At 50.8% G+C, this 21,532-nt stretch carries 19 protein-coding genes; 7 read left to right on the top strand and 12 right to left on the bottom strand.

Translation table 11 applies throughout. From position 1 onward, the window contains the following. The first annotated feature begins 266 nt into the window (after positions 1–266). Positions 267–1,307, top strand: a complete 1,041-nt coding sequence (locus tag MN202_RS17520) for an FAD:protein FMN transferase (protein ID WP_335737436.1) — start codon at positions 267–269, stop codon at positions 1,305–1,307. Between the two features lie 42 nt (positions 1,308–1,349). On the opposite strand, the gene MN202_RS17515 is transcribed toward MN202_RS17520, so the two are convergent. From MN202_RS17515 to MN202_RS17505, 3 genes are all read right to left on the bottom strand, one after another. Next, a complete protein-coding gene (locus tag MN202_RS17515) occupies positions 1,350–1,964 on the bottom strand; it encodes an FKBP-type peptidyl-prolyl cis-trans isomerase (protein WP_335737435.1) in 615 nt (204 codons plus the stop codon). An 87-nt stretch (positions 1,965–2,051) separates the two neighbouring features. After that, complete coding sequence (locus MN202_RS17510) at positions 2,052–2,342, bottom strand: YfcL family protein (RefSeq protein ID WP_335737434.1); 291 nt, start codon at positions 2,340–2,342, stop codon at positions 2,052–2,054. 1 nt (position 2,343) lies between these two features. Next, positions 2,344–3,474 (bottom strand): ATP-NAD kinase family protein, encoded by a 1,131-nt coding sequence (locus MN202_RS17505; RefSeq protein ID WP_335737433.1) that lies wholly within the window; start codon positions 3,472–3,474, stop codon positions 2,344–2,346. A gap of 200 nt (positions 3,475–3,674) precedes the next feature. On the opposite strand from MN202_RS17505, the gene MN202_RS17500 reads away from it, so the two are divergent. Together MN202_RS17500 and MN202_RS17495 are read left to right on the top strand one after the other, a co-directional pair. Beyond that, entirely contained in the window at positions 3,675–5,795 is a 2,121-nt protein-coding gene (locus MN202_RS17500) for a methyl-accepting chemotaxis protein (protein WP_335737432.1), read from the top strand. An 18-nt stretch (positions 5,796–5,813) separates the two neighbouring features. Next, positions 5,814–6,494, top strand: a complete 681-nt coding sequence (locus MN202_RS17495) for a TorF family putative porin (protein WP_335737431.1) — start codon at positions 5,814–5,816, stop codon at positions 6,492–6,494. Here the strand turns inward: MN202_RS17495 and MN202_RS17490 are convergent. The 3 genes from MN202_RS17490 to prmB are packed head-to-tail and all read right to left on the bottom strand — an operon-like array spanning position 6,484 to position 9,734. Next, complete coding sequence (locus tag MN202_RS17490; RefSeq protein ID WP_335737430.1) at positions 6,484–7,653, bottom strand: MFS transporter; 1,170 nt, start codon at positions 7,651–7,653, stop codon at positions 6,484–6,486. The two genes, MN202_RS17495 and MN202_RS17490, sit on opposite strands and share 11 nt — an antisense overlap. Positions 7,654–7,661: 8 nt before the next feature. Beyond that, entirely contained in the window at positions 7,662–8,765 is a 1,104-nt protein-coding gene (gene aroC, locus MN202_RS17485; protein WP_335737429.1) for a chorismate synthase, read from the bottom strand. 18 nt (positions 8,766–8,783) lie between these two features. After that, positions 8,784–9,734 carry a 50S ribosomal protein L3 N(5)-glutamine methyltransferase gene (gene prmB / locus MN202_RS17480; RefSeq protein WP_335737428.1) on the bottom strand — a complete coding sequence of 317 codons (951 nt, stop codon included), beginning with the start codon at positions 9,732–9,734 and terminating at the stop codon, positions 8,784–8,786. A gap of 53 nt (positions 9,735–9,787) precedes the next feature. On the opposite strand from prmB, the gene smrB reads away from it, so the two are divergent. Further along, positions 9,788–10,348, top strand: a complete 561-nt coding sequence (gene smrB / locus MN202_RS17475; RefSeq protein ID WP_335737427.1) for an endonuclease SmrB — start codon at positions 9,788–9,790, stop codon at positions 10,346–10,348. A gap of 7 nt (positions 10,349–10,355) precedes the next feature. Here smrB and MN202_RS17470 read toward each other — a convergent pair whose 3' ends face one another. Together MN202_RS17470 and MN202_RS17465 are read right to left on the bottom strand one after the other, a co-directional pair. Beyond that, positions 10,356–10,607, bottom strand: a complete 252-nt coding sequence (locus MN202_RS17470; protein ID WP_335737426.1) for a hypothetical protein — start codon at positions 10,605–10,607, stop codon at positions 10,356–10,358. A gap of 18 nt (positions 10,608–10,625) precedes the next feature. Then, entirely contained in the window at positions 10,626–10,844 is a 219-nt protein-coding gene (locus MN202_RS17465; protein WP_335737425.1) for a SixA phosphatase family protein, read from the bottom strand. 207 nt (positions 10,845–11,051) lie between these two features. On the opposite strand from MN202_RS17465, the gene MN202_RS17460 reads away from it, so the two are divergent. Both MN202_RS17460 and MN202_RS17455 read left to right on the top strand, forming a co-directional pair. After that, on the top strand, positions 11,052–13,847 hold the full coding sequence (locus MN202_RS17460) for an insulinase family protein (RefSeq protein ID WP_335737424.1): 2,796 nt from the start codon (positions 11,052–11,054) through the stop codon (positions 13,845–13,847). A 34-nt stretch (positions 13,848–13,881) separates the two neighbouring features. Beyond that, the gene (locus MN202_RS17455; protein ID WP_335737423.1) at positions 13,882–16,128 is read left to right on the top strand and encodes a putative bifunctional diguanylate cyclase/phosphodiesterase; all 2,247 of its coding nucleotides are present in this window, start codon (positions 13,882–13,884) and stop codon (positions 16,126–16,128) included. A gap of 50 nt (positions 16,129–16,178) precedes the next feature. On the opposite strand, the gene MN202_RS17450 is transcribed toward MN202_RS17455, so the two are convergent. After that, positions 16,179–16,526 carry a MaoP family protein gene (locus MN202_RS17450; RefSeq protein WP_335737422.1) on the bottom strand — a complete coding sequence of 116 codons (348 nt, stop codon included), beginning with the start codon at positions 16,524–16,526 and terminating at the stop codon, positions 16,179–16,181. A 129-nt stretch (positions 16,527–16,655) separates the two neighbouring features. On the opposite strand from MN202_RS17450, the gene hdfR reads away from it, so the two are divergent. Continuing rightward, entirely contained in the window at positions 16,656–17,513 is an 858-nt protein-coding gene (gene hdfR / locus MN202_RS17445; protein WP_335737421.1) for an HTH-type transcriptional regulator HdfR, read from the top strand. A gap of 34 nt (positions 17,514–17,547) precedes the next feature. Here the strand turns inward: hdfR and MN202_RS17440 are convergent, their stop codons facing one another. The 3 genes from MN202_RS17440 to fadI form a co-directional block, all read right to left on the bottom strand. After that, positions 17,548–17,745: a hypothetical protein gene (locus MN202_RS17440; protein WP_335737420.1), complete on the bottom strand. Its 198-nt coding sequence runs from the start codon at positions 17,743–17,745 to the stop codon at positions 17,548–17,550. Positions 17,746–17,908: 163 nt separating this feature from the next. Beyond that, a complete protein-coding gene (gene fadJ, locus MN202_RS17435) occupies positions 17,909–20,041 on the bottom strand; it encodes a fatty acid oxidation complex subunit alpha FadJ (RefSeq protein WP_335737419.1) in 2,133 nt (710 codons plus the stop codon). After that, the gene (fadI, locus tag MN202_RS17430) at positions 20,041–21,351 is read right to left on the bottom strand and encodes an acetyl-CoA C-acyltransferase FadI (RefSeq protein WP_335737418.1); all 1,311 of its coding nucleotides are present in this window, start codon (positions 21,349–21,351) and stop codon (positions 20,041–20,043) included. The genes fadJ and fadI overlap by 1 nt, the downstream gene beginning before the upstream one ends. Between the last annotated feature and the right edge of the window lie 181 nt (positions 21,352–21,532).

The following is a 21,532-nucleotide window of genomic DNA, read 5'->3' as shown; positions in this document are numbered from 1 at the left end:
CAACTCCTCAGAACTTTTCAGGTGCCAACATGGCAACGATTAACACGGCGCTTAATGCGCCAACTAACAACAGTAATACCCAGCCCATTTGCCGTATCCTTAGTGTGAAAAACACGGCGCTAAAGGTAGGTGGAAGCGGCGTAAAATCTCCAGTAAGCAGAACGCATCAGGCATAAAGATTTCGTAAAATTTCGCCTCCGGTAGCATAAAACCGCCGGCTAAAGGCTTATGCTAAGCGCCCTGACAAAGCGTGAGAGAAAGTGACAATGCATCTGATAAGACAACTAGTGCTGTGCGCTCTGCTACTGTGTGCACTGACGGCCTGTGACCAGGCGCCGGCTTTACATAAATTTTCCGGCGCGGCCCAGGGCACTACTTACAGCCTGACCTACTGGAGTGAAACTGCAATTGAGCAGTCAGCGTTTGAATCAGCCATTACCACTGAATTGCAGCGCCTGGATAAGCTGATGTCGAACTATCGTGATGACTCAGTGATAGAACAGTTTAATCAAAGCCAAAGCACAGCGCCGATTGAAGTCGGCACTGAAATAGTCCGCCTGGTCGGCATTGCCAAAACCATCAGTGCCGCCACCGCCGGCTGTTATGACCCCACCATCAAGCCGCTGTTTGCACTATGGGGGTTTCGCGGCGATCAGCTGAGCATTCCGGCTGCGTCACAGTTAGCTGAACTGGCACCACAACTGGGAATAAACAATATAGACATCGCAACAGCTAGCGCACTGCAAAAGCAGCAGCCAAAGCTGAGTATCGATTTATCCTCTATCGCTCAGGGTTATTCGGTGCAGCGCTTGACTGAAGTGGCAGAACAATTTGGTATTGCAAACTATCTGATTGAAATTGGCGGCGAGCTGCAAACCCGGGGCCATAAACCCGATGGCAGCAACTGGCGGGTAGCGATAGAGCGGCCGCTGCCGGGTGCACAGCAGCTACAAAAAATCGTGCAGGTAAAACAAACCGCGCCACTGGCTGTTATGACCTCCGGCACTTACCGGCATTACTATGACAAGGATGGCAAACGCTACAGCCATATAATCGATGCCCGCAGCATGGCGCCGGTGACACACAATACGGTATCGGTAACAGTGTTACATGATGATTTAACCGAAGCTGATGCCTGGTCAACTGCGCTGTTATGTTTAGGTGCAAAAAAAGGCAGTCACGTTGCTGAGCAGTTTAATCTGGCAGTGTTGTTTATCGAGCAGATTGATAGCGAATTATTGGAGTTGCAAAGTTCTGCATTGCGACAGCACGAGGGCGTAATACTAGTTAAGACGATAGCGGAATAACGACAGATTAAGCCCTGCAAAGCAGGGCTTAACTACGAACCATTACAGGATAGCTAACAGTTCTACATCAAATACCAGCGTGCTGAATGGGGCAATGGCATTGCCTGCACCGCGCTCGCCGTAGGCCAGGTTGTGTGGAATGTATAAACGCAGTTTGCTGCCAGGCGACATCAGTTGCAGCGCTTCAGTCCAGCCGGCGATAACACCTGATACCGGGAATTCTGCCGGCTCGCCACGCTGATAAGAAGAGTCAAATACCGTACCGTCGATTAAGGTACCGTGGTAGTGCGTGCGTACCGTAGAGTCACGGCTTGGCTTGTCGCCTTCTGCGGCGACTAATACTTCGTACTGTAAACCTGAAGCGGTTACGGTCACTTCAGCACGCTTGGCGTTTTCCGCCAGGAAAGCTTCACCGGCACCGGCTAATAATTCAGCTTTTTCTGCTTGCTCGGCTTGCATACGCTCGCTGATCACACCAAAGGCGGCGCGAATTTGCTCGTCTGTTACTTCAGGCGATTGCTCAGTAAAGGCCGCGATAACGCCGGCAGCTACGGCATCAATATCTAAACCGTCAAACGGGTTGTCGGCCAGTTGCTGGCCCATCTGTAAACCAATACCATAGCTGGCGTGTTGTTCAAGCGTTGTATATTTTGACATGAGTTCCACTTATGCTGGAAAAGCCTGACGGCTTTAGGTTAAAAGTGCGCTTATGGTAGCGCATAAGCGCGCGAATGTCTTGCCGCCTCAGGCAGCCAGTTGCTGTACCCGCTGCCAGATAGCAGCAACGTGTTGCTGATCCAGCTCTGTCAGTTCACCATTGCTAATGGCCTGCTCAAGAGTATCGTTCACCTGTTTTATCACATCGGCGGTAACAAAAGGCTCAGCCGCAACCTGCAAGGTGCCAACGGCTAAATCAAAATGGCCACGCAAATAGCCTGAGGCAAATAATTCGTCGTCACTGGCCACCGGCACCAGGGCATCAAATAAGTTGGCAGCCGCTTCAATAAAGGGCTCTGCTGCGGATACTACTGTCATATTACACTTCATCCTCGTAGCCTAAACGGTACATCACATAGTCGTTGTAGCCGGTCAGAATATTAATTAAGCCGGTAAGTTGTTGATCAAGTACTGCGTCACCGGTGTCGGCCAGTAGCGGCCGGCTATCCAGTTGTTGTAACTTAGCTTTACTGGCAATCAGTAAAATATTGTCACGGCCGATAGCACGAATAACTGCTGGCGATAATTGCTGGTTGCCGCGGCCAAATACATGGCCCTGGCCACCAATCAACGTGATAATCAGCTTGCTTGGGTAGCCCTGCACCAAGTCGAGCAACTGGGCGGCGGTAACATCTTTGGCGATAAGCTTACCGTTTTCCACCACATCAACACCCAGCAGGGTGTTATCCAGGCCAAGCTCGGCCATGACCGCCGCGACAGTAGATCCAGAGCCCATGACGTAGCGCACATCGTCTTCGAGCTGGCCGGCAACATAAGCCGCTAAATCGGCTAATACCAGCTCTTCAGACTCGCGGCCGCCCATTTTAACACTTTGCACATAGCGCAGCTGTGCCGGTATGCGCATTTCACCAAAGCGCCGCGCTTTTACCACGCCAGCCCGAAATGCCTGCTCGTCAATGTCCATTACCGGCGCTTCGCTAAGTGATACCAGCTCACCGGCAATGAGCTTGGCCACCAGCTTACCAGCGGCCTGTGGCGAGATGGCATAGACGCCGGAGTGAATTTTAACCCCGGCCGGAATACCCAGCACTGTGGTGTTCTCGCCCACCACGGCACAAATATTACGTGCTGTGCCATCACCGCCGGCAAATAACAGAATATCCACGCCCTGCTCTGCTATCAGCCTGGCAGCAGTTTCAGTATCAGTGGCAGAAGATGGCCAGCTATCAGGTGTGTAAACCAGCTGATAATCCAACCCCAAGGCGGCACAGACACTTTGGCCCATATCACCGGCAACGGTATATACGGTAAATTTATCGCGCAGGGTTAATAATTCAGTTAAAGCTGTAGTGGCGCGGTTCATAGCCTGGGGTGTAGCCCCCAGCGCTAACGCTTGCGCAGCCTGACCATCTGAGCCTTTTAAGCCGACACTGCCGCCTAATCCTGCCAGCGGGTTGATGATAAGCCCCAGCCGAAACAGATTCGCCATACTGCAACACCCTTATTGCACCCGAAAAAATGGCCGCTATTGTAAAGCCTGAGCGCCGGTTTGCCCAGCCCGTAAAACCGTCCGCCACCTTGTCCATAAGCAAAGTTTAATATTTAACCCGGATAATTGCTTAACATGCGTTAATCGACTTTACTTGTTAACAAATTTCTCGAAAAAGATTATTTATCAGAGGTATAGCAATGCTATTAAATTCCTTACGATTCAAGCTTACTGTTGGCGTAGCGATACTCACTGCCATCAGTATTGGCAGCATGACGCTGATTGGCTGGTATTCGATGAACAGTTCCAGCCAGTCAGCGGTCAGCAATGTGCGTCAGTCGCTGGGCGAGACCGCACAGGCGATGTTAAGCGCCGAAGCGCGGCTGACCGCGTTGGAAACGGCGGCTCTGCTTAACCGCAATTACGATGTGGCTAAAAACCTGGCCAGCATTATGGCCAACACCGCACATGGCAGCGGTGGCCAGCCCCCCTACCAGCGTGAACAGGTGCAAGCACTGGCCGGACACATACTGGCAGCAAACACCGGCATCTCTTCTGTATATACCCAATATGAGCCTAATGGCTACGACAACCGCGATGCAGAGTTCAATGCCAGTAATGCGCACAGTTCAAAAGATGGCACGCTGGAAGTTTACTGGATTAGAGAAGGCAGCGGTTTGAAATTTATTCAGACCGAAGATCCGGCCATTAAGTATCTGGATAAGCGCAATGAGTTGGGTCTGCGTGAAGCGGAATGGTATCTGTGCAGCCGCGACACATTGAAACCCTGCCTGATGGAACCCTACATCTTTGAAATTGAACCCGGTAACAGCGCTTTGCTAACGTCTTTAGTGTACCCGGTAGTTAGCCAGGGCCAATTTCGTGGTATTGCCGGTGTTGATATGAACCTGCCGGTATTGCAGCAAGGCCTGATGCGACAAGCCGCTGATTTATATGATGGTAAAGCCCAGCTGTATTTACTGACCGGGCGCGGCATGTTGCTGGCCAGCAATCGCTTTGCCGACAAGCTCGGTAGTGCCCTGCCACAGCTGGACAATGCGTTGTATCAGCAACTGCAGCAAGCTGGCAGTACAGTGTTTGAGTTTAACGAGCAGTTGATTATTAAAAGTCCGATTAAAATAGAAGCCTCTGGCTCTGAGTGGTTTAGTGTTATTGCCGTGCCTAAGGCGCTGGCGCTGCAGGCCGCTGAGCAACTGGCTACGCAGCTGGCAGCAGATGGTCAGAGTACCGCACTGACGATGGTGGGCTTTGGGGTTATTTTGTTGCTGGCGATCATGGCACTGTTAGCGCTGTGGTTAAATGCTGCAACCCGGCCAATTGGCAGTATGAGCAATTTGATGCACCAGTTAGCCGGTGCCGAAGGCGATCTTACCGTGCAGTTGTCTGCCAACAGCCACAGCGAGCTTAACCTGATGGCAGATGGCTTTAATGCGTTTACTGCTAAATTGCGCGATATGATCCGCTCGTTAAAAGGCGCTTCAACTGAGTTACAACAGCAAAGTGCACTAATGGTCAGCACCATTGATAAAACCAGCCAATCGACATCTGTGCAAGCCAATGAAATTCAAAATGTGGTGACGGCGATGCACCAGATGAGCGCCACCGCAAATGAAGTGGCCACACTAGCCAGCAGCACCGCCAGCGGAGCGCAAGAGTCGATCACTGCCCTGAATGAAGCGAATCGTTTACTGCAAAACACTGTAGACGAATTTAAAGGTGTGGCCCGCGATTTTGACAGCAGCAGTCAGAAAGTTGCAGCCGTGGCGAGCAGTAGCCAGGAGATTAATCAGATAACAGAAGTGATCCAGGCCATAGCAGAACAAACTAACCTGTTGGCATTAAACGCCGCCATCGAGGCCGCCCGGGCCGGTGAGCAAGGTCGTGGCTTTGCGGTAGTAGCCGATGAAGTGCGATCTTTGGCTGCCCGCACGCACAGCTCGACCGATCAAATTAAAAAGCTGATTGACAGCTTACAGCGTCAGGTTCAGGACACGGTAGAGCAAATCAGTGTCAGCACCGCCAATGTTGATAAAACAGTAACTGAGGCAGAGGTAGCTTATGACAAATTATCGCAAGCCACCGCCGGCATGTCGGCTATCTCGGACAATGCTTTTCAGGTAGCTGCCGCCGCTGAGCAACAAAATCAGGTCAGTGAAGAAATCAACCGTAATGTCACTGCGATAGGCGACGCCACCCGTGAGCTGGAAAACCTGGCACAGCAAAATTTGCAAATCAGCAGTGCCATTGACCAGGTAACTGAGCGCATTGACAACCAGCTAACCAAACTGCGCTGTGATTAAGTATTGGAGAATAAAACAATGAAAATGTATTTAATACCGGTATTACTGCTGGTTAGCAGTAATACTCAGGCAGACAGTAGCTGGAGCTTCACGCTAACCGGCGCCAGCAATTACTTGTTCAATGGCGTAAGCCAGACCGATAAAAATCCGGCCTTACAACCAAGCTTAAATTGGGATGCCGGCAACGGTTTTTATGCCGGTAGCTGGGCGTCAAATGTCGATTTTGGCGAAGGCACTAAGTTGGAATGGGACGCCTATGTAGGCTACTACACTGAATTGGAAAATGGCTTAGGAATTGACGCCGGCTTTGCCCAGTATACTTACCACGGCATGAGCGACAGCAACAAACTTAACTTCCCAGAATTGTACCTAAAATTTTCGCACTCGGGTTTTAATCTGAATCTGTGGTACAGCTATGATTACTTCGGTTTTGGTGGTGGGCACTATGTGATTATGCTGAACAAAACCATCACTATTAGTGATAATTGGTCATTACTGGTGGGTATGGACCGGTCTACTTCAACCGATACGGACAAATATAGCTGGGAAGGCGACAGCAGCTTTGAACACTGGCAACTGATGTTGCAAACTCAATATCGCGGTCTGAACATTGCTTTTGGTTACCATGATACCAGCCTGAAAGAGCGCTGGGGCGATGCTGCGCTGCTGCTGACGCTCAGTAAAACTTTTAACTGGTAACGGGGGCTGCCGGCTTACCTCCGGGCAATGTCAACGCCAGCAAGGTTGCCAGCAATGCCAGTATGGCTGCAGCGTAAAATGTCTGGCTGGCTCCGACGCCATCCTGCCACAATAAACCAGAGCAATAAGCCCCTATGGCGCCGCCGCCACCAAAAATGACGCCGGCATACAGTGCCTGGCCACGGCTACGTAGTTTTTTAGGGAAAAATTGCTGAATAAACTGCATGGCACAGCTATGTGCTATGGCAAAACTGCCGGCATGCAACACCATGCTAAAGCACAACAGCCAGACATTATCGGCGAAGCTGGCCATCAGATACCAGCGCAACACCGTGAGGCCATAGCATAAGCCCAGCAACAACCGGTAGCTGCGATTGCGCATTAAACTGCCGGCAAAATAAAACGCCACGATTTCGGCAGCAACGGCCAGGCTGATAAACAAGCCGGTTTGGCTGCCGCTATAACCCAGATCACGGCTATACAGCGTAAAAAAGCCGTAAAAAGGCGCAAAGCTCATCTGCAGCAACAAGGCAGCCAGCATAAAACGCACTAACACCGCATTTTTTAGCAGCTGACTAAAGCGCACTGTGGCAGACGTAAGTTCGGCGTTAACGCTAACCGTTGGCAGCAAAAACAAGCTGGCCAGCAGCAACAGCAAAAACAATAGCGCTGACAACGGCAAAAATTCACTGCCAAAGTGCTGAAACAGCCAGCCACCCAGCATCACCAATACGATATAACCGACACTGCCGGCGGTACGAATGCGACCATAGGCCCGGGTGTTATCATTGACAAAAGCAAAGGTGGTTACTTCCAGCTGCGGTAAAATAGCGGTCCAGAAAAAACTAAATAGGGTAAAACCCACTAGCAACGGCCAAAAACCATAGTCGGCAAAGCTGCTAAGCCAGCCAATAGCCGCCAATAACGCGCCTAATCGCATCACCGTAAGTGGCTTGCCACTGCGTTCAGCAATTAACGCCCACACCGACGGCCCAACAATACGGCTGGCGGTAACAATGGCCAGCAGTAAGCCGATATCCGCAGAATTTAACCCGCGACCATCGAGGAACAGGCCAAAATACGGCACAAAGATGCCAAGCACACCAAAATAAGTAAAATAAGCCAGCACTAAGGCTGGCCGGGCAGACATTATTGGCATGGCTAAAGCTATTCTCTGCCGAGACGGGCAATGTCTGGCGTTGTTACCTGCACGTGCATATTTTGGGCGCGGTGGCGCAGATAATGGTCCATCAGCACTATCGCCAGCATGGCTTCGGCAATGGGCACGGCGCGGATGCCAACGCAGGGATCGTGCCGGCCTTTGGTCACCACGTCCACGACTTCACCGCGGGTATTAATACTTTTACCAGGGATGCTGATACTGGAGGTGGGTTTAAGCGCCATACTGACCAATAGATCCTGGCCTGATGAAATCCCGCCCAGTACACCGCCGGCATGGTTAGCACTAAAGCCTTGCGGAGTCAGTTCGTCGCGATGCGTTGAACCGCGCTGCTCCACTACCGCGAAGCCATCACCAATTTCGACTGCCTTGACGGCGTTAATACTCATCATGGCATGGGCAATATCAGCATCGAGACGGTCAAACACCGGCTCGCCCCAACCCACCGGCATATTGCTGGCCACGACATTCACACGGGCACCGACTGAGTCACCGTCTTTTTTAAGCTGACGCATATACTCATCTAAGGCTTCAAGCTTCGACGGATCAGGGCAGAAAAACGGATTATTCTGTACTTCATTCCAGTTCAGGCTGTCCATTTTCACCGGGCCTAACTGCGCCAGATAACCACGGATTTCTATGCCGCATTGCTCACGCAGGTATTTCTTGGCAATGGCGCCTGCCGCAACCCTTACAGCCGTTTCGCGTGCCGACGAGCGGCCACCACCGCGGTAATCGCGGATACCGAACTTATGCCAGTAGGTATAATCGGCATGGCCAGGGCGAAACTGCTCTTTGATGTTAGAGTAATCCTGCGAGCGCTGATCGGTGTTTTCTATCAACAGACCAATACTGGCACCGGTGGTGGTATTTTCAAACACACCAGACAGAATTTTAACCGCGTCTTCTTCGCGCCGCGCTGTGGTGTAGCGTGAGGTGCCGGGTTTACGCCGATCTAAATCCAGTTGTAAATCGTCCGCCGTCAATTGCATACCCGGCGGGCAACCGTCGACAATGCCGCCAATGGCCGGGCCGTGGCTTTCACCAAAGGTGGTGACTTTAAATAACTGTCCAATGCTGTTACCAGCCATCGTTACTCCTAAACCTGCTTAGTCTTTGAATAAATGCTGGCAGCGTTCCAGCTCGCTCTTGCTGATGGCAAACACTCCCAAACCGCCGTGGGCAAATTCAAGCCAGTCAAAGGCGACTTGTGGAAAATCCTCCTGCAACTGCACCATGCTATTGCCGACTTCGCACACCAAAACACCACCGTCGTTTAAATGAGCCGCGGCATCACGCAAAATACGCCGGGTCAGTGCCAGGCCATCAGCGCCAGATGCCAGCCCCAACTCCGGTTCATGCCGGTACTCATCGGGTAAATCGGCCATATCCTCAGCGTCAACATAAGGCGGGTTGGTCACAATTAAGTCATAGCGGGTGCCGGCCAGCGCGTCGTAACCGTCAGATAAAATGGGAAACACTCTGTGCTCCATGCCATGGCTTTCAATATTCAGCTGCGCCACTTCTAACGCATCGGGGCTGATATCAACGGCATCCACCTCAGCCTCATCAAACGCGTAAGCACAGGCAATAGCGATGCAGGCCGAACCGGTACATAAGTCGAGAATATGTGCCGGTGTTTTGCCGGCTAACTGACGGCTAAACTTATCAGCAATTAACTCGGCAATGGGCGAGCGCGGCACCAGCACCCGTTCATCAACATAAAACGGCAGGCCGGCGAAGTAAGCCTGATGCGTTAAATAGGCTGCAGGAATACGTTGCTCAATACGTTGTTGCAAAACGCTAATAAAACTGCGGCGCTCTGCCCGGGTTAGGCGCACCGCAAACAGCTTGTCATCGGTTATCGGCGGTAAATGCAGCACAAAGCTTAACAAGCTCGATGCTTCATCCCAGGGGTTATCGGTACCGTGGCCGAGGTAAATATTTGCCTGATGCATACAGGTTACCGCAAAACGCAACCAATCATGCACGGTGGCCAGTTCTGCGACTGCGTCGCTTATTAATTCGGGGGTAAACAGCAATTCGCCAGTATCGGACATGATGGATGTAAGCTCTTTTTGTAATAACCGGTCAGTTTGAGTAGACTTGCGCCATGCAACGAAAAGCCACCATCAATAGCGGCATTAGTGCCGAAGACAGCCAACTGTTTCGCGAGTCGATAACGGGCGCCAAGCCCATTGCGCAAGACAAGATACCGCCAGTTGTCGCCCCCCGCAAGCAAAAAAGACGTACAGACGTCTCAATAAAGCAGCTTGATGAAAATTTATTCTGGTTCTCTGACGAGTTTGAAGGCTTTGTGGCACAAAGCAGCACCTTAAGCTGGTTACAAAGTGGTGAAGATCCACATTTACCCGGCCGTTTACGCCGCGGTGAATTTCAGCCGGAAGTGCTGCTGGACTTACATGGCATGACGACGCAGCAGGCCAAAACCGAGCTGGCGGGCCTGTTAGCCTACTGCCAGAAACAACAGTTTAACTGTGCTTGTGTGGTCCATGGTAAGGGGCTGGGCATACTGGCAAAGAAAGTACCCAACTGGCTAATACAGCACCCTAATGTACGGGCATTTCATACCGCACCAAAAAGTTGGGGCAAACATGGCGCTTTATTGCTACTACTTAAAACTGACTCGCAGGATGCTGACGCACGGCGTTAAGTAACCATTAAACGCTAATCAGCGCCAGTTCTTGCGGTGACAGGCGTTCCAGTAAACGGCCACTGCCTGCTGGCCGGTAATCAATACAGGCCAGCTGAGCAGTGCTAAATATTGGTGCCTGGCCTGGCTGAGTAAAGGCTTCAACCAGAAAACTCACCAGTGGCATATGCGACACCAGCAGTACCCGCGCATCCGGTTTGGCGCTGATCCGGGCGTCAAAATAACTTTTGAATAATGCTGCGTCACCGTCAGGTACCAACTCCGGTACTATTTCTAACTAGCTGAATGGCGCTTGTTTAGCTAACATCAACTCTGCAGTTTGACAGGTACGCAGATAAGGGCTTGCCCAAATCCAGTCAAAAGCGGCATAGTGTTGTTGTAACCACAGCGCCATCTGGTTTACTTCATGCTGGCCACGGGCGGTAAGCTGACGTTGACTGTCCTGTGATGACAACGGCTCGGCTTCACCGTGACGCATGATAACGAGATTTACCATTAGTTTGACACCATACTGCTCGGGGTTCCCTGTTAACTTACGCGTGGCAGATAACAAAACGCCGGGTAAAAAATTGTGCGCTATGATAATGAAAGTTAGCGCCAAGCGTAACTGCTAATAACGCATAACACATAACCTGTTTATTACTTATCGCTATGACAACGCCACCCAAACGCTGTAACACTGTGGCCGACAAGGATAACCGGATTGAAAAACAGCCAGATATTACAAAGCCCTAATGATCCGCGCCAGTACCGTTATCTTACGCTGAGTAACGGCCTGCGCCTGTTATTGGTGCAACAAAGCGACAGCGACAAAAGTGCGGCGGCGCTGACAGTCAATGTCGGCCACTTTGATGATCCGGCTGATCGCGAAGGCCTGGCGCATTTTCTTGAGCATATGTTGTTTCTCGGCTCAGCACGGTATCCGGCTGCCGGAGAGTATCAACACTTTATCAGCCACCATGGCGGCAGCCACAACGCCTGGACCGGCACCGAGCACAGCAGCTTTTATTTTGATATCGATGATGCCTTTTACGCCGAAGCGTTAAGTCGTTTTGCCGACATGTTTATCCAGCCGCTATTTAGCAGCGATTATGTCGAAAAAGAGCGCCACGCCATAGAAGCCGAGTTTTCACTGAAACTAAAAGACGATGGCCGGCGTATTTATCAGGTACACAAAGAAAGCATCAACCCGGCCCACCCCTTTGCCAAATTTTCAGTCGGTAATTTATCCACCCTGGCCGACACCGCAGCCGGTAGCCTGCAGCAGGCGCTGAAAACGTTTTTCGAGCAACAGTACAGCGCCAGCCGGATGACATTGACACTGGTGTCGGCCCGGCCACTGGCAGAGCTTGCCGCGCTGGCAGAGCAGCACTTTGCTGCTATCAGCGCGCATTTACCAGCAAAGCCGGCGCTAAGCGTACCGCTGTATTTGCCCGAGCATCAGGGCATTGCATTACACATTCAACCCCATCGCGATAGCCGCAAACTGGTGGTCAGCTTCGCCATGCCGGATATACAGCGCTGGTACCGGCATAAACTAATCAGCTTTATTGCTCATCTGTTAGGCGACGAAGCTGACGGTTCTTTGCTAAGTTACCTGAAACAACTGGGGCTGGTAAACCAACTGAGTGCCGGCGGTGGTATTGACGGCAGTAACTACAAAGACTTTACCGTTGCATTTGAGCTGACAGACAACGGCCTGCAGCAGCGCGACACTATTTTACAGGCCTTGTTCAGTGCTATTGCCTTGCTTAAGCAGCAGCCGCTACCACAACAACTGTTTGCCGAGCGGCAAAAACTGCTGCACTGGGCTTATTTATACCAGGAGCCGGCAACAGCGCTGCAAACAGCCAATCACTTGTCGGTGAGTTTGCAACATTACCCTGCAGAAGATGTGATCTTTGGCGACTACCGTATGGAGCCACCGGATGAGCAGCTATACCAGCAGGTATTGGCGTATCTGTCGCCAACGAATATGCGTCTGATGCTGATAGCCCCGGATGCGCCGGCAAACCGGCAAGCGCGCTGGTACCTTACTCCCTACAGTATCGAACAGCTGCCAAAGGCTTTGCTTAGCGCGCTGGCACAACAAAGCAGCAACAGTGCTATCTGCTTGCCGTCAAGTAATCCGTATTTACAGGGCGATATCCATTTACTGGACGAACAGGCGCACCAGACAGAGCCGCAGCTGCATTATCAGGATGACAGTTTAAGCCTGTGGTATAAGGCAGATACTGAGTTTGCCTCGCCCAAAGGCCATTGTTTTGTTCAGCTTAGCTTAGCGCACAGTATTGCATCCTGCGCCAACATGGCCGCAACCCGGCTGTGGGTTGAACTGTTTCTGGACAATATTAACCAAAGGTTTTATCCGGCCACTACAGTTGGCCTGGTGTATCAGGCACATGTGCAACATCAGGGTATTAGTCTGCATACCAGTGGCCTGAGCAATAACCAGTTGCAACTGCTGGACGACTTACTGCAACAGATGCCAGGGCAACAATTTAGTGCCGAGCGCTTTGAAGAGCTGAAAACACAATTGTACCGGCATTGGCGTAACAGCAGTAAAAACAAACCGGTCGCGCGCCTGTTTAGCCAATTGTCAGCCTTGTTGCAACCGCACAATCCGGAAATTGACCAGCTGGCAGACGAGCTGGCGCAACTTAGTTTTACGGATTTTTTGCAGTTTCATCGCCAGCTATGGCAACAGGTGCATATTGAAGCCCTGCTGCTGGGTAACTGGCCGTTACAGCAAGCAGATCAGCTGCAGCAGATTTTGCAGCGCTGGCAACAACAACTGTCATCAACAGCCACCCGCCCGGCTATCCGCAGTTTAACCATTCGCGATCTGGGCCCGGTTTGGCTGCAGCAAAACGTCGAGCACAGCGATCAGGCACTGGTCATTTACTTGCCGGCCAGTGCAGCTACCGTCGATAATACCGCGCTGTTTATGCTGGCAAACCATTTGCTATCTCCGGAATACTTTCATCAGCTGCGCACCGAGCAACAACTAGGTTATCTGGTAGGTACCGGTTATGTGCCGGTAAATATGTTGCCCGGTGTGGCGTTTTACGTGCAATCACCTAATACCGACTGCAATACGTTGTATGAAGCCACGGTAATGTTTTTCCGCGCTTTTTTAGCCGATACTGAAGCGCTGACGGCAGACGAGTTTATTGATATGAAACAGGGCTTGCTGGCGCAGTTACAGGAGCGGGACAATAGCTTAGGTGCCCGCGCCAAGCGCTTCTGGCTGGCCATAGGCCAACAGGACAACCGTTTTGATCTGACCCAGCGCTTAATCAGCGCATTACAGCAACTTGAATTAACGCAGTTTGTGCAGTTTTTACACCAACTGCTACGGCCAGACTACAATGCGATATTTCTGGCTACTTCCGCCCCTGGTCAGCACAGCCATTTAACGACACAAAGTGCCGAGCAAATACGACAGCAATTGCTGTTAATGCAAAATGGCTTTGACAGTACTAATAAAGTTTTATAACGTGGAGCTTCCTGTACCCGACTAGCAGCCATAAGTGTCGTTAAAACAAAAAATAATTATAATAATCAGTGTTTTTCTACTGGCTATTTTACCTTTTAGCTTATATGCCTTCAGTTGGAGCAATATCGAGCCCTACACCCTGAGTTTAGTGTTGCTTTGCTCCTTTGCGGCCTTACTGCTGGCACATATCAGTATTGTAAAAATGCGCCGCTACCAACTTAAGCTGGAGCAAAGTGAAGAGCGCCTGCGTTTGTCGTTATGGGGCAGCGGCGATGAACTATGGGACTGGAAAATCAGCAGCAACGAGCTGTACCGCTCCAGTTCCTGGTTAAACCCGGTAGAGTTACAACCGAAAACCGAAGACTTCCCCCCCAACCGGCAGCTGATACATCCGCAGGATTTGGATAGGGTCAGTGCGCTGTTGCAGGAACATTTTAGCGGCAGAACTGCCTATTTCGAAGCAACCTACCGTATTAAAACCGCCGACGACAGCTGGACCTGGGTGTTAGACCGGGGCAAAGCCGTGGCCTTTGCCACAGATGGCAAACCAAGCCGGATGACCGGCACATTAAAAAATATCAATCTGCTAAAACAAACCGAAGAGCAATTACAGCTGTTTGCCCGCTGTTTGCATAATATTTCTGATGCAGTGGTAATTTGTGACACCGACTTTGTCATTCTTGATGTTAACCCGTCGTTTAGTCAGATCACCGGCAAAAGCCGCCAGCAAGTGTTACAGCAACGTTTCGAACTCAGTTTATACCCCAGCCGTTTTATGTACGATATCCGCCAGAAACTAAGCCAAAGCGGCAGTTGGAAAGGCGAAATTCAGGAACAACGGCCGAACGGCGAACTGTATCAGGCCGAATTGGCAATCGATCAGATCAAAGATGAACAAGGCAACGTAAGCCAATATGTTGCTGTTTTCTCTGATATTACTGAGCGAAAACTGCGTGAAGCAGAGCTAAGCCGGCTAGCCAACAGCGATACCCTTACCGGCCTGCCCAACCGCGCAGTATTTATGCAAAAGCTCGGAGATTTGGTCAGCCATCGCAGTGAACATGCGTTACTGGTGTTCGATCTGGATAACTTTAAAAAGATAAATGATTCACTCGGCCACGAATTGGGTGACCGGCTGCTATGTAAACTGGCCGAGCGCCTGACCAACCATGCCAACTATTGCGATAAATTGTACCGTCTGGGTGGGGACGAATTTGCTTTGCTGCTGGAGCAAACCAATGATTTAGCTTATATCACTGCGCTGGCCAAAGAGCTGTTAGGTCAGATTAACCAACCTATACAGGTGCACCAACACGATTTAGCCATCACCAGCAGTATCGGCATAGTGCTGTTCCCTGATGACGGTGCCGATCCGCAAGCATTGCTGCGCAACGCCGATACGGCTATGTATCATGCGAAGAGCCAGGGTGCTAACCGCTATTTGTTTTTTAATGACTCGATGAACAAACAGGCGGTAAAACGGCTGCAGATTGAAAACTTAATCCGCTATGGCTTGAAAGAAGACTATTTTGTCGTTTACTACCAACCGAAAATGGACATTGTCAGTGGCCATTTAGTCGGGATGGAAGCGCTGGTACGTTTTATTACCCCCAAAGGCGGTTTGATAAGCCCGGCCAGCTTTATTCCGGTAGCCGAAGAAACCGGCCAGATCATTGAAATTGGTGAAGTGGTGCTACGTAAAGCCTGCCGTGATGTAAAAACCTGGATAGATCAGGGGCTGTTTCATGGCAGGGTGGCGGTTAACTTATCGTCACGCCAGTTTAGCCTGCCATTTTTGTGTGAACTGATAGACGATACCCTGCAGCAAACCGAGCTGCCCTCATACCATCTGGAACTGGAAATTACCGAAGGCACCGTGATGCAATCGCCACCTCAGGCGATTGAAACCATGAAAAAACTGCGGGCGCGTGGCATTCACCTGGCGATGGATGATTTTGGTACCGGCTATTCATCACTGGCTTATTTAAAGCAGTTTCCGCTTAATACGCTGAAAATAGACAAAGCCTTTATTGACGATATGAGTAACGCCCGCGGCCGTAATATGGTCGATACCATTATGACCATAGCGCACAACCTTAACCTGACTGTAGTAGCAGAAGGCGTAGAACAGTCTGAGCAGCTGGATATGCTGCGCAAGCTGCGTTGTGATGTGATACAGGGTTATTATTACAGCAAGCCGCTGAGTGCAGCTGATTTCAGCCAGTTTTTACAGCAACAAAAGCAGCAGCGCAACCGGCTGAATGCGGTGCCCATACGCTGATGCAATATAGCAGCAAGTACAAAAAAGCCCCGTAAACGGGGCTTTTTTGTTTAATCTGAGTCGGTTTCGACGTAGGAGAAATCGTCACTGCCGTCGGCAATACGTTTCTTGCCGAATACGGTGTGAAACTTGCGTTTCTCAGCCAGACGCTGTTTATATTTCATCCAGGTTTTTTCGTAAACGCTAGCGGCTTCAGCTTCGCCTTTACATACCTGCACAAAGCGTGATTCTTCGTCATTTACCGGTGCACGGCTACCCTGCTCCAGCTCCTGCATTGCCACCCCATGTTTCTCCAGCATATTACCTTCTGCCAGAGTAAAGCGCCCGGACCGCGTAAATCCTTTCGGGAAATTACGGTCATCGAAAAAGCGACGGGTAGCGACAAAACTTTGCTGCATCACTTTTTTCCTCTAATCTCGTTGAATATCAAGCCAGCCTGTTTAAACTGTGCGGAGTATGGTTAACAAAAACAGCGCAGTAAAACAAATATTTTTTATCGACACCATAAAATAACTACAGGATTAAATTTGGATACCGAACTACTTAAAACCTTTATTGAAGTTCAGCGCACCCGACATTTTGGTAAAGCCGCCGAAAATCTGTATCTCACTCAGTCTGCCGTCAGTTTTCGTATCCGTCAGTTAGAGCAACAATTGGGCGTAAATCTGTTTAGCCGCTATCGTAATAATATTCAGCTTACCGCTGCGGGTGAGCGTTTGTTACCCCACGCCGAAGCCATGCTAACCGCATTACAACGGGCAAAGCAGGATGTTGCGGTAAGCGCTGAGCAAGCCGTGCAGTTATCCATTGCTGCCACCGCCAATATTTGGGATGCCTTTTTACTGCAGGGTTTTATAAGTGTACAGCAGGCCTTACCCGGGCTGTCGTGGCGGGCTGAATCGCTTGGCCGCGAGCAAATTGCCCGGCTGGTATTGGAGCGACATCTGGATTTAGCGGTACTGTTTGACGCACCCAAAGTAGACGAAATGCAAATTGATAAGCTGGGCGATATTCAGTTGTTGCCGGTTACCACCCATAGCGACCGTACTGTACACAGTGCCATGCAACAACAATACATCCTGGTAGACTGGGGCACTGCTTTTGATATTCAGCATGCCAGGCACTTTCCTGAGCTGCCACCACCGCAATTACGCACTGGTAGCGCCCGTATCGCGCTGGAACTCATGCAGCAAAGGGGAGGTTCAGCTTATTTGCCGCAAACCATGGTGAAGCCATTGCTGGACGATGGCAGCCTGCATTTAATTACCGACGCGCCGGTAATGCAACGCGAGCTGTTTGCCGTATCGCTGCCAAAAGCTGCACATCGGGTAAAAATAGCCGACATTATTACCCAGCTAAGAGCCTTGTTGTCCGCAAACAAGTAAGCCTCAGCGCGGGGCCAGCCCCTGGTTGTTAGCGTTAAGGCCGAAACCAGACGGCATTACCGCCCTGCACTTTACGCAGTAACAAGCGTTTATGACTGGTAAACAGCGGCAGTAGCAAGGGGCCGCTAATTAACGCGGCCACAGCCCAGCGCAGTGCTGTCATGCCACTGCGTAAGGCGGCAATATAAACACCTACTGCAGTTAATAACCAAACCAGGGGTAATACTAACACCCGACACTCCAGAGACAGCTTACAACAAGGCCGGCTATTATAGCGCTGCTTAGCCGGCCTTGCTGTTAACTTTTGGTTGAATATTAGCCTGCTATAACACCTTGGCTTTAACAGCCCTGCCAAAGCGATAACGCGTTGGCAGGGCCTTTAACGGTATAGCGGGTTAGGCATAAAATTTTTGTTGCTGCTCAGCCATCTGTACCAACAAGGCTGCAGGGGCAAAGCGGCTACCAAAGCGGCTTTCCAGATTACGCAGTTGCGCCAGTAAGTTAGCCGCACCGAGCTGATCGATATAACGGAAAGGTCCGCCCAAAAACGGCGGGAAGCCTATACCAAAGATCGCACCGATATCACCATCACGGGCCGAGGCGATAATGCCCTCTTCCAGCGTACGCACCGCTTCGTTTAGCATTTGTACCATGCAACGGCTGGCTATTTCATCAGTGTTCAGCCGTGGTGCTGGCGTCACGCCCAGCACTCTGTAGACCGTTTCATCAACCAGCTTTTTGCCTTTTTTGGCATTTTTGCCGTACAGATAAAAGCCCTTTTCGGTTTTCTTGCCTTTGCGACCATCCGCCAGCAATTTATCAAAGGCGGCTGGTGCGACAAAGCGCTCGCCTAATTCTGTCGCCAGAATTGGCGAAATTTTTGCGCCGACATCGATACCGACTTCGTCAAGCAAGGTTACCGGCCCTACCGGAAAGCCAAATTTAACTAATGCTTTGTCAATTTTCTCTACCGGCTCGCCTTCCAGCAAAATGTTAGCGGCTTCATTCATATACAGCGCCAGGATACGGTTAACATAAAAACCGGCGCCATCTTTGACCACTATCGGCGTTTTACCTTGCTTGCGGGCAAAGGCCACTGTGGTGGCGATAGTTTCTGCAGAGGTTTTTTCATGCGCTATGACTTCCACCAGCGGCATCTTATCGACCGGTGAAAAATAATGCAGACCGATAACATTTTCAGGCCGTGTTGCTTTAGCGGCAATTTGCCCAATCGGCAGTGAGCTGGTGTTACTGGCAAAAATGGTGTGCTCTGCACAGTGTTGCTCAATGTCCGCTACCATTTGCTGTTTTAAGGCAAGATCTTCAAATACCGCTTCTACCACGATGTCCGCATCGTGAAAGCCGCTGTAATCGGTGCTGCCAGTCATCAGTAACAATTGTTTTTGCATCTCGGTTTTACTGATAAAGCGACGCTTAAACTTTTTCTGCAGTAGCGAATAGCTGTATTTCAGCGCATTGCTGATCCCCTGCTGATTAATATCCTTGATCCTGACCGGTATGCCGGCTTTAGTTGCAGTGACATTGGCTATGCCACCGCCCATTAAACCACCACCCAGCACCGCCGCTTTACGCACTTTATTTGGCTTAGTGTCGCCGGCCCCGCTTTCTTTTTTCATTTGCGTGGTGGCAAAAAACAGGCTGCGCAGCGCGGCTGACTCTTTAGTCATACACAGCTCACCAAAGGCTTTGGCTTCTGCCGCCAGGCCCTCTTGCATACCATTGTCGACACCGGTTTTAATTACATCGAGAATTTTTAACGGCGCCGGATAGTTACCCTGCGTTTTTTTCAGCGTCTGCTTACGCGCCTGGCTAAACAGTACATTACGACCAAACGGCGTGCGCTCCAGCACCTTGCCTACCAGGTTCAGCTTTATCTGCTCACGCTGTGGCTTACCCTTTAATGCCCGCTTTACCGCAGCGTCGAGCAAAATACTGTTGGGGACCACTTCATCCACCAGGCCAGCTTTTTTCGCCTGCGCTGCACGCAACTGCTTGCCGGTAAGGATCATGTCCAGGGCTTTTTGTAAGCCAACCAAACGTGGCAAGCGCTGGGTACCACCGCTGCCAGGCAATAAGCCCAGCTGCACTTCAGGTAAGCCCAGTACGGTTTTGCTGTCGTTGGTTGCCACCCGGGCATGGCACGCCATAGCCAGCTCTAAACCACCACCTAAACAAGGGCCATGAATAGCCGCCACCAGCGGGATAGATAATTGTTCCAGTTGGGCAAACATCTGCTGGCCCATGCGGCCAATGGCTTGCGCTTCTTCTGCCGTTTTGCAGCCATCCAGCATCGAAATATCGGCGCCAGCGATAAAGGAATCGGCTTTACCACTGATAAATACCAAACCTTTTAATTGCGTATTGGCGTTAATTTCCGCTAAAAGTGCGCTGATTTCGTCGGCAAAGGCGGCTTTTAATACGTTCATCGACTCGCCGGCGATGTCCATAGTGATCACGCCTATCTGATCATCGCGAATTTGCAGGCTGAAACTGTTCGTTGTTGTCATTATTCTGTCTCCACAATCATCGCAGCGCCTAAACCACCTGCGGCGCAGGCAGTGGTTAAGCCTATACCACCACCACGACGTTTTAATTCATTTAACGTTTGTACAATCAAGCGGGTACCGGTTGCGGCAAACGGATGGCCATAAGCCAAAGAGCCGCCCTGTACGTTAAACCGCGCCATATCAATCTCGCCTATGGCTGCTGCGCGGCCGAGTTTTTCTGCGGCAAACTTTTTACTGGCAAACATCTTCATGTTAGCCAGCGTCTGGGCGGCGAAGGCTTCATGCATTTCAATCAGGGTTAAATCATTCAGCGACATACCAGCACGGTCCAGTGCTATTGGCGTAGCGTACGATGGCCCCATTAACATGTCATCGTAAACATCAATAGCGGCAAAAGCATAGCTGCGGATATATCCCAGCGGCGTGTAACCCAGCGCTTTAGCCCGGCTTTCCGTCATCATCAGTACCGCAGAGGCACCATCGGTCAGCGGTGTGGCATTCGCTGCCGTTACCGAGCCGTGCACCCGGTCAAATACCGGTTTTAATTTAGCGTATGACTCCAGCTTTGAATCCTGACGAATATTGTTGTCCATCTCCAGAAAACGTGAGTAAGGCTCAACATGGGCCGTCATTACTTCCTGTTGCATCACACCACTTTGCCAGGCCTGGGTAGCCAGTGTATGTGAGCGGTGCGCCAAAGCATCCTGATCGGCACGGCTGATACCATGGGTTTTTGCCATTTGCTCGGCAGTGTCACCCATCGATAAGCCGGTGCTGTATTCAGCAACGGCCGGCGGTACCGGTAATAAGTCTTTTAAGCCCAGACGGCGGAAAATCGCCAGTTTCTGGCCAAAAGTACGGGCTTTGTTCAGATCAACCAGCGCGCGCGCCAGCTTTTTACTCACGCCGATAGGCAATACCGAGCTGGAGTCTGCCCCGCCAGCGATAGCAATCTGCGTCACACCTGCCAGCATGGATTCCGCAACACTGACCACCGATTGAAAACTGGTCGCACAGGCGCGGCTAACGCTAAAGGCATCCGTGTGCACCTGCATGCCGGTACCTAACACGATTTCACGGGCAATATTTGGCGCTTCGGGCATTTGCACGACCTGGCCATACACCAGCTGTTCAATCAGCTTAGGGTCCAGTTCACTGCGGATCAGCAGTTCATTAACCACCAGCTTGCCTAAATCCAGTGCCGACACACCATGAAATTCTGTCGCCTGCTTGGCAAAAGGGGTACGCAAACCCGAAACGATTGCGATGCGATCGCCCTGACGGGTGCTTAGGTTAATTGACGCGCTCATAGTGTTCCTCTTGTTATCATAAGACAGGTCTGACCTGTATTGTTAGCATCGATTGTAGCGACAGTCGTTGAAAATTAAAACACTTGTTTTAATGCAAACGGAACCATATTTAGGTTATAACGTCTTAGCCTAGCCCGTTTTATTGGGCATTGGCGATAAAACAATCAATAAATCCAGATAA

The sequence above is a fragment of the Rheinheimera muenzenbergensis genome (assembly GCF_036984005.1).
In the GTDB taxonomy this organism is placed as follows: domain Bacteria; phylum Pseudomonadota; class Gammaproteobacteria; order Enterobacterales; family Alteromonadaceae; genus Alishewanella; species Alishewanella muenzenbergensis.
This window is presented reverse-complemented; position numbering and strand designations above follow the sequence as displayed.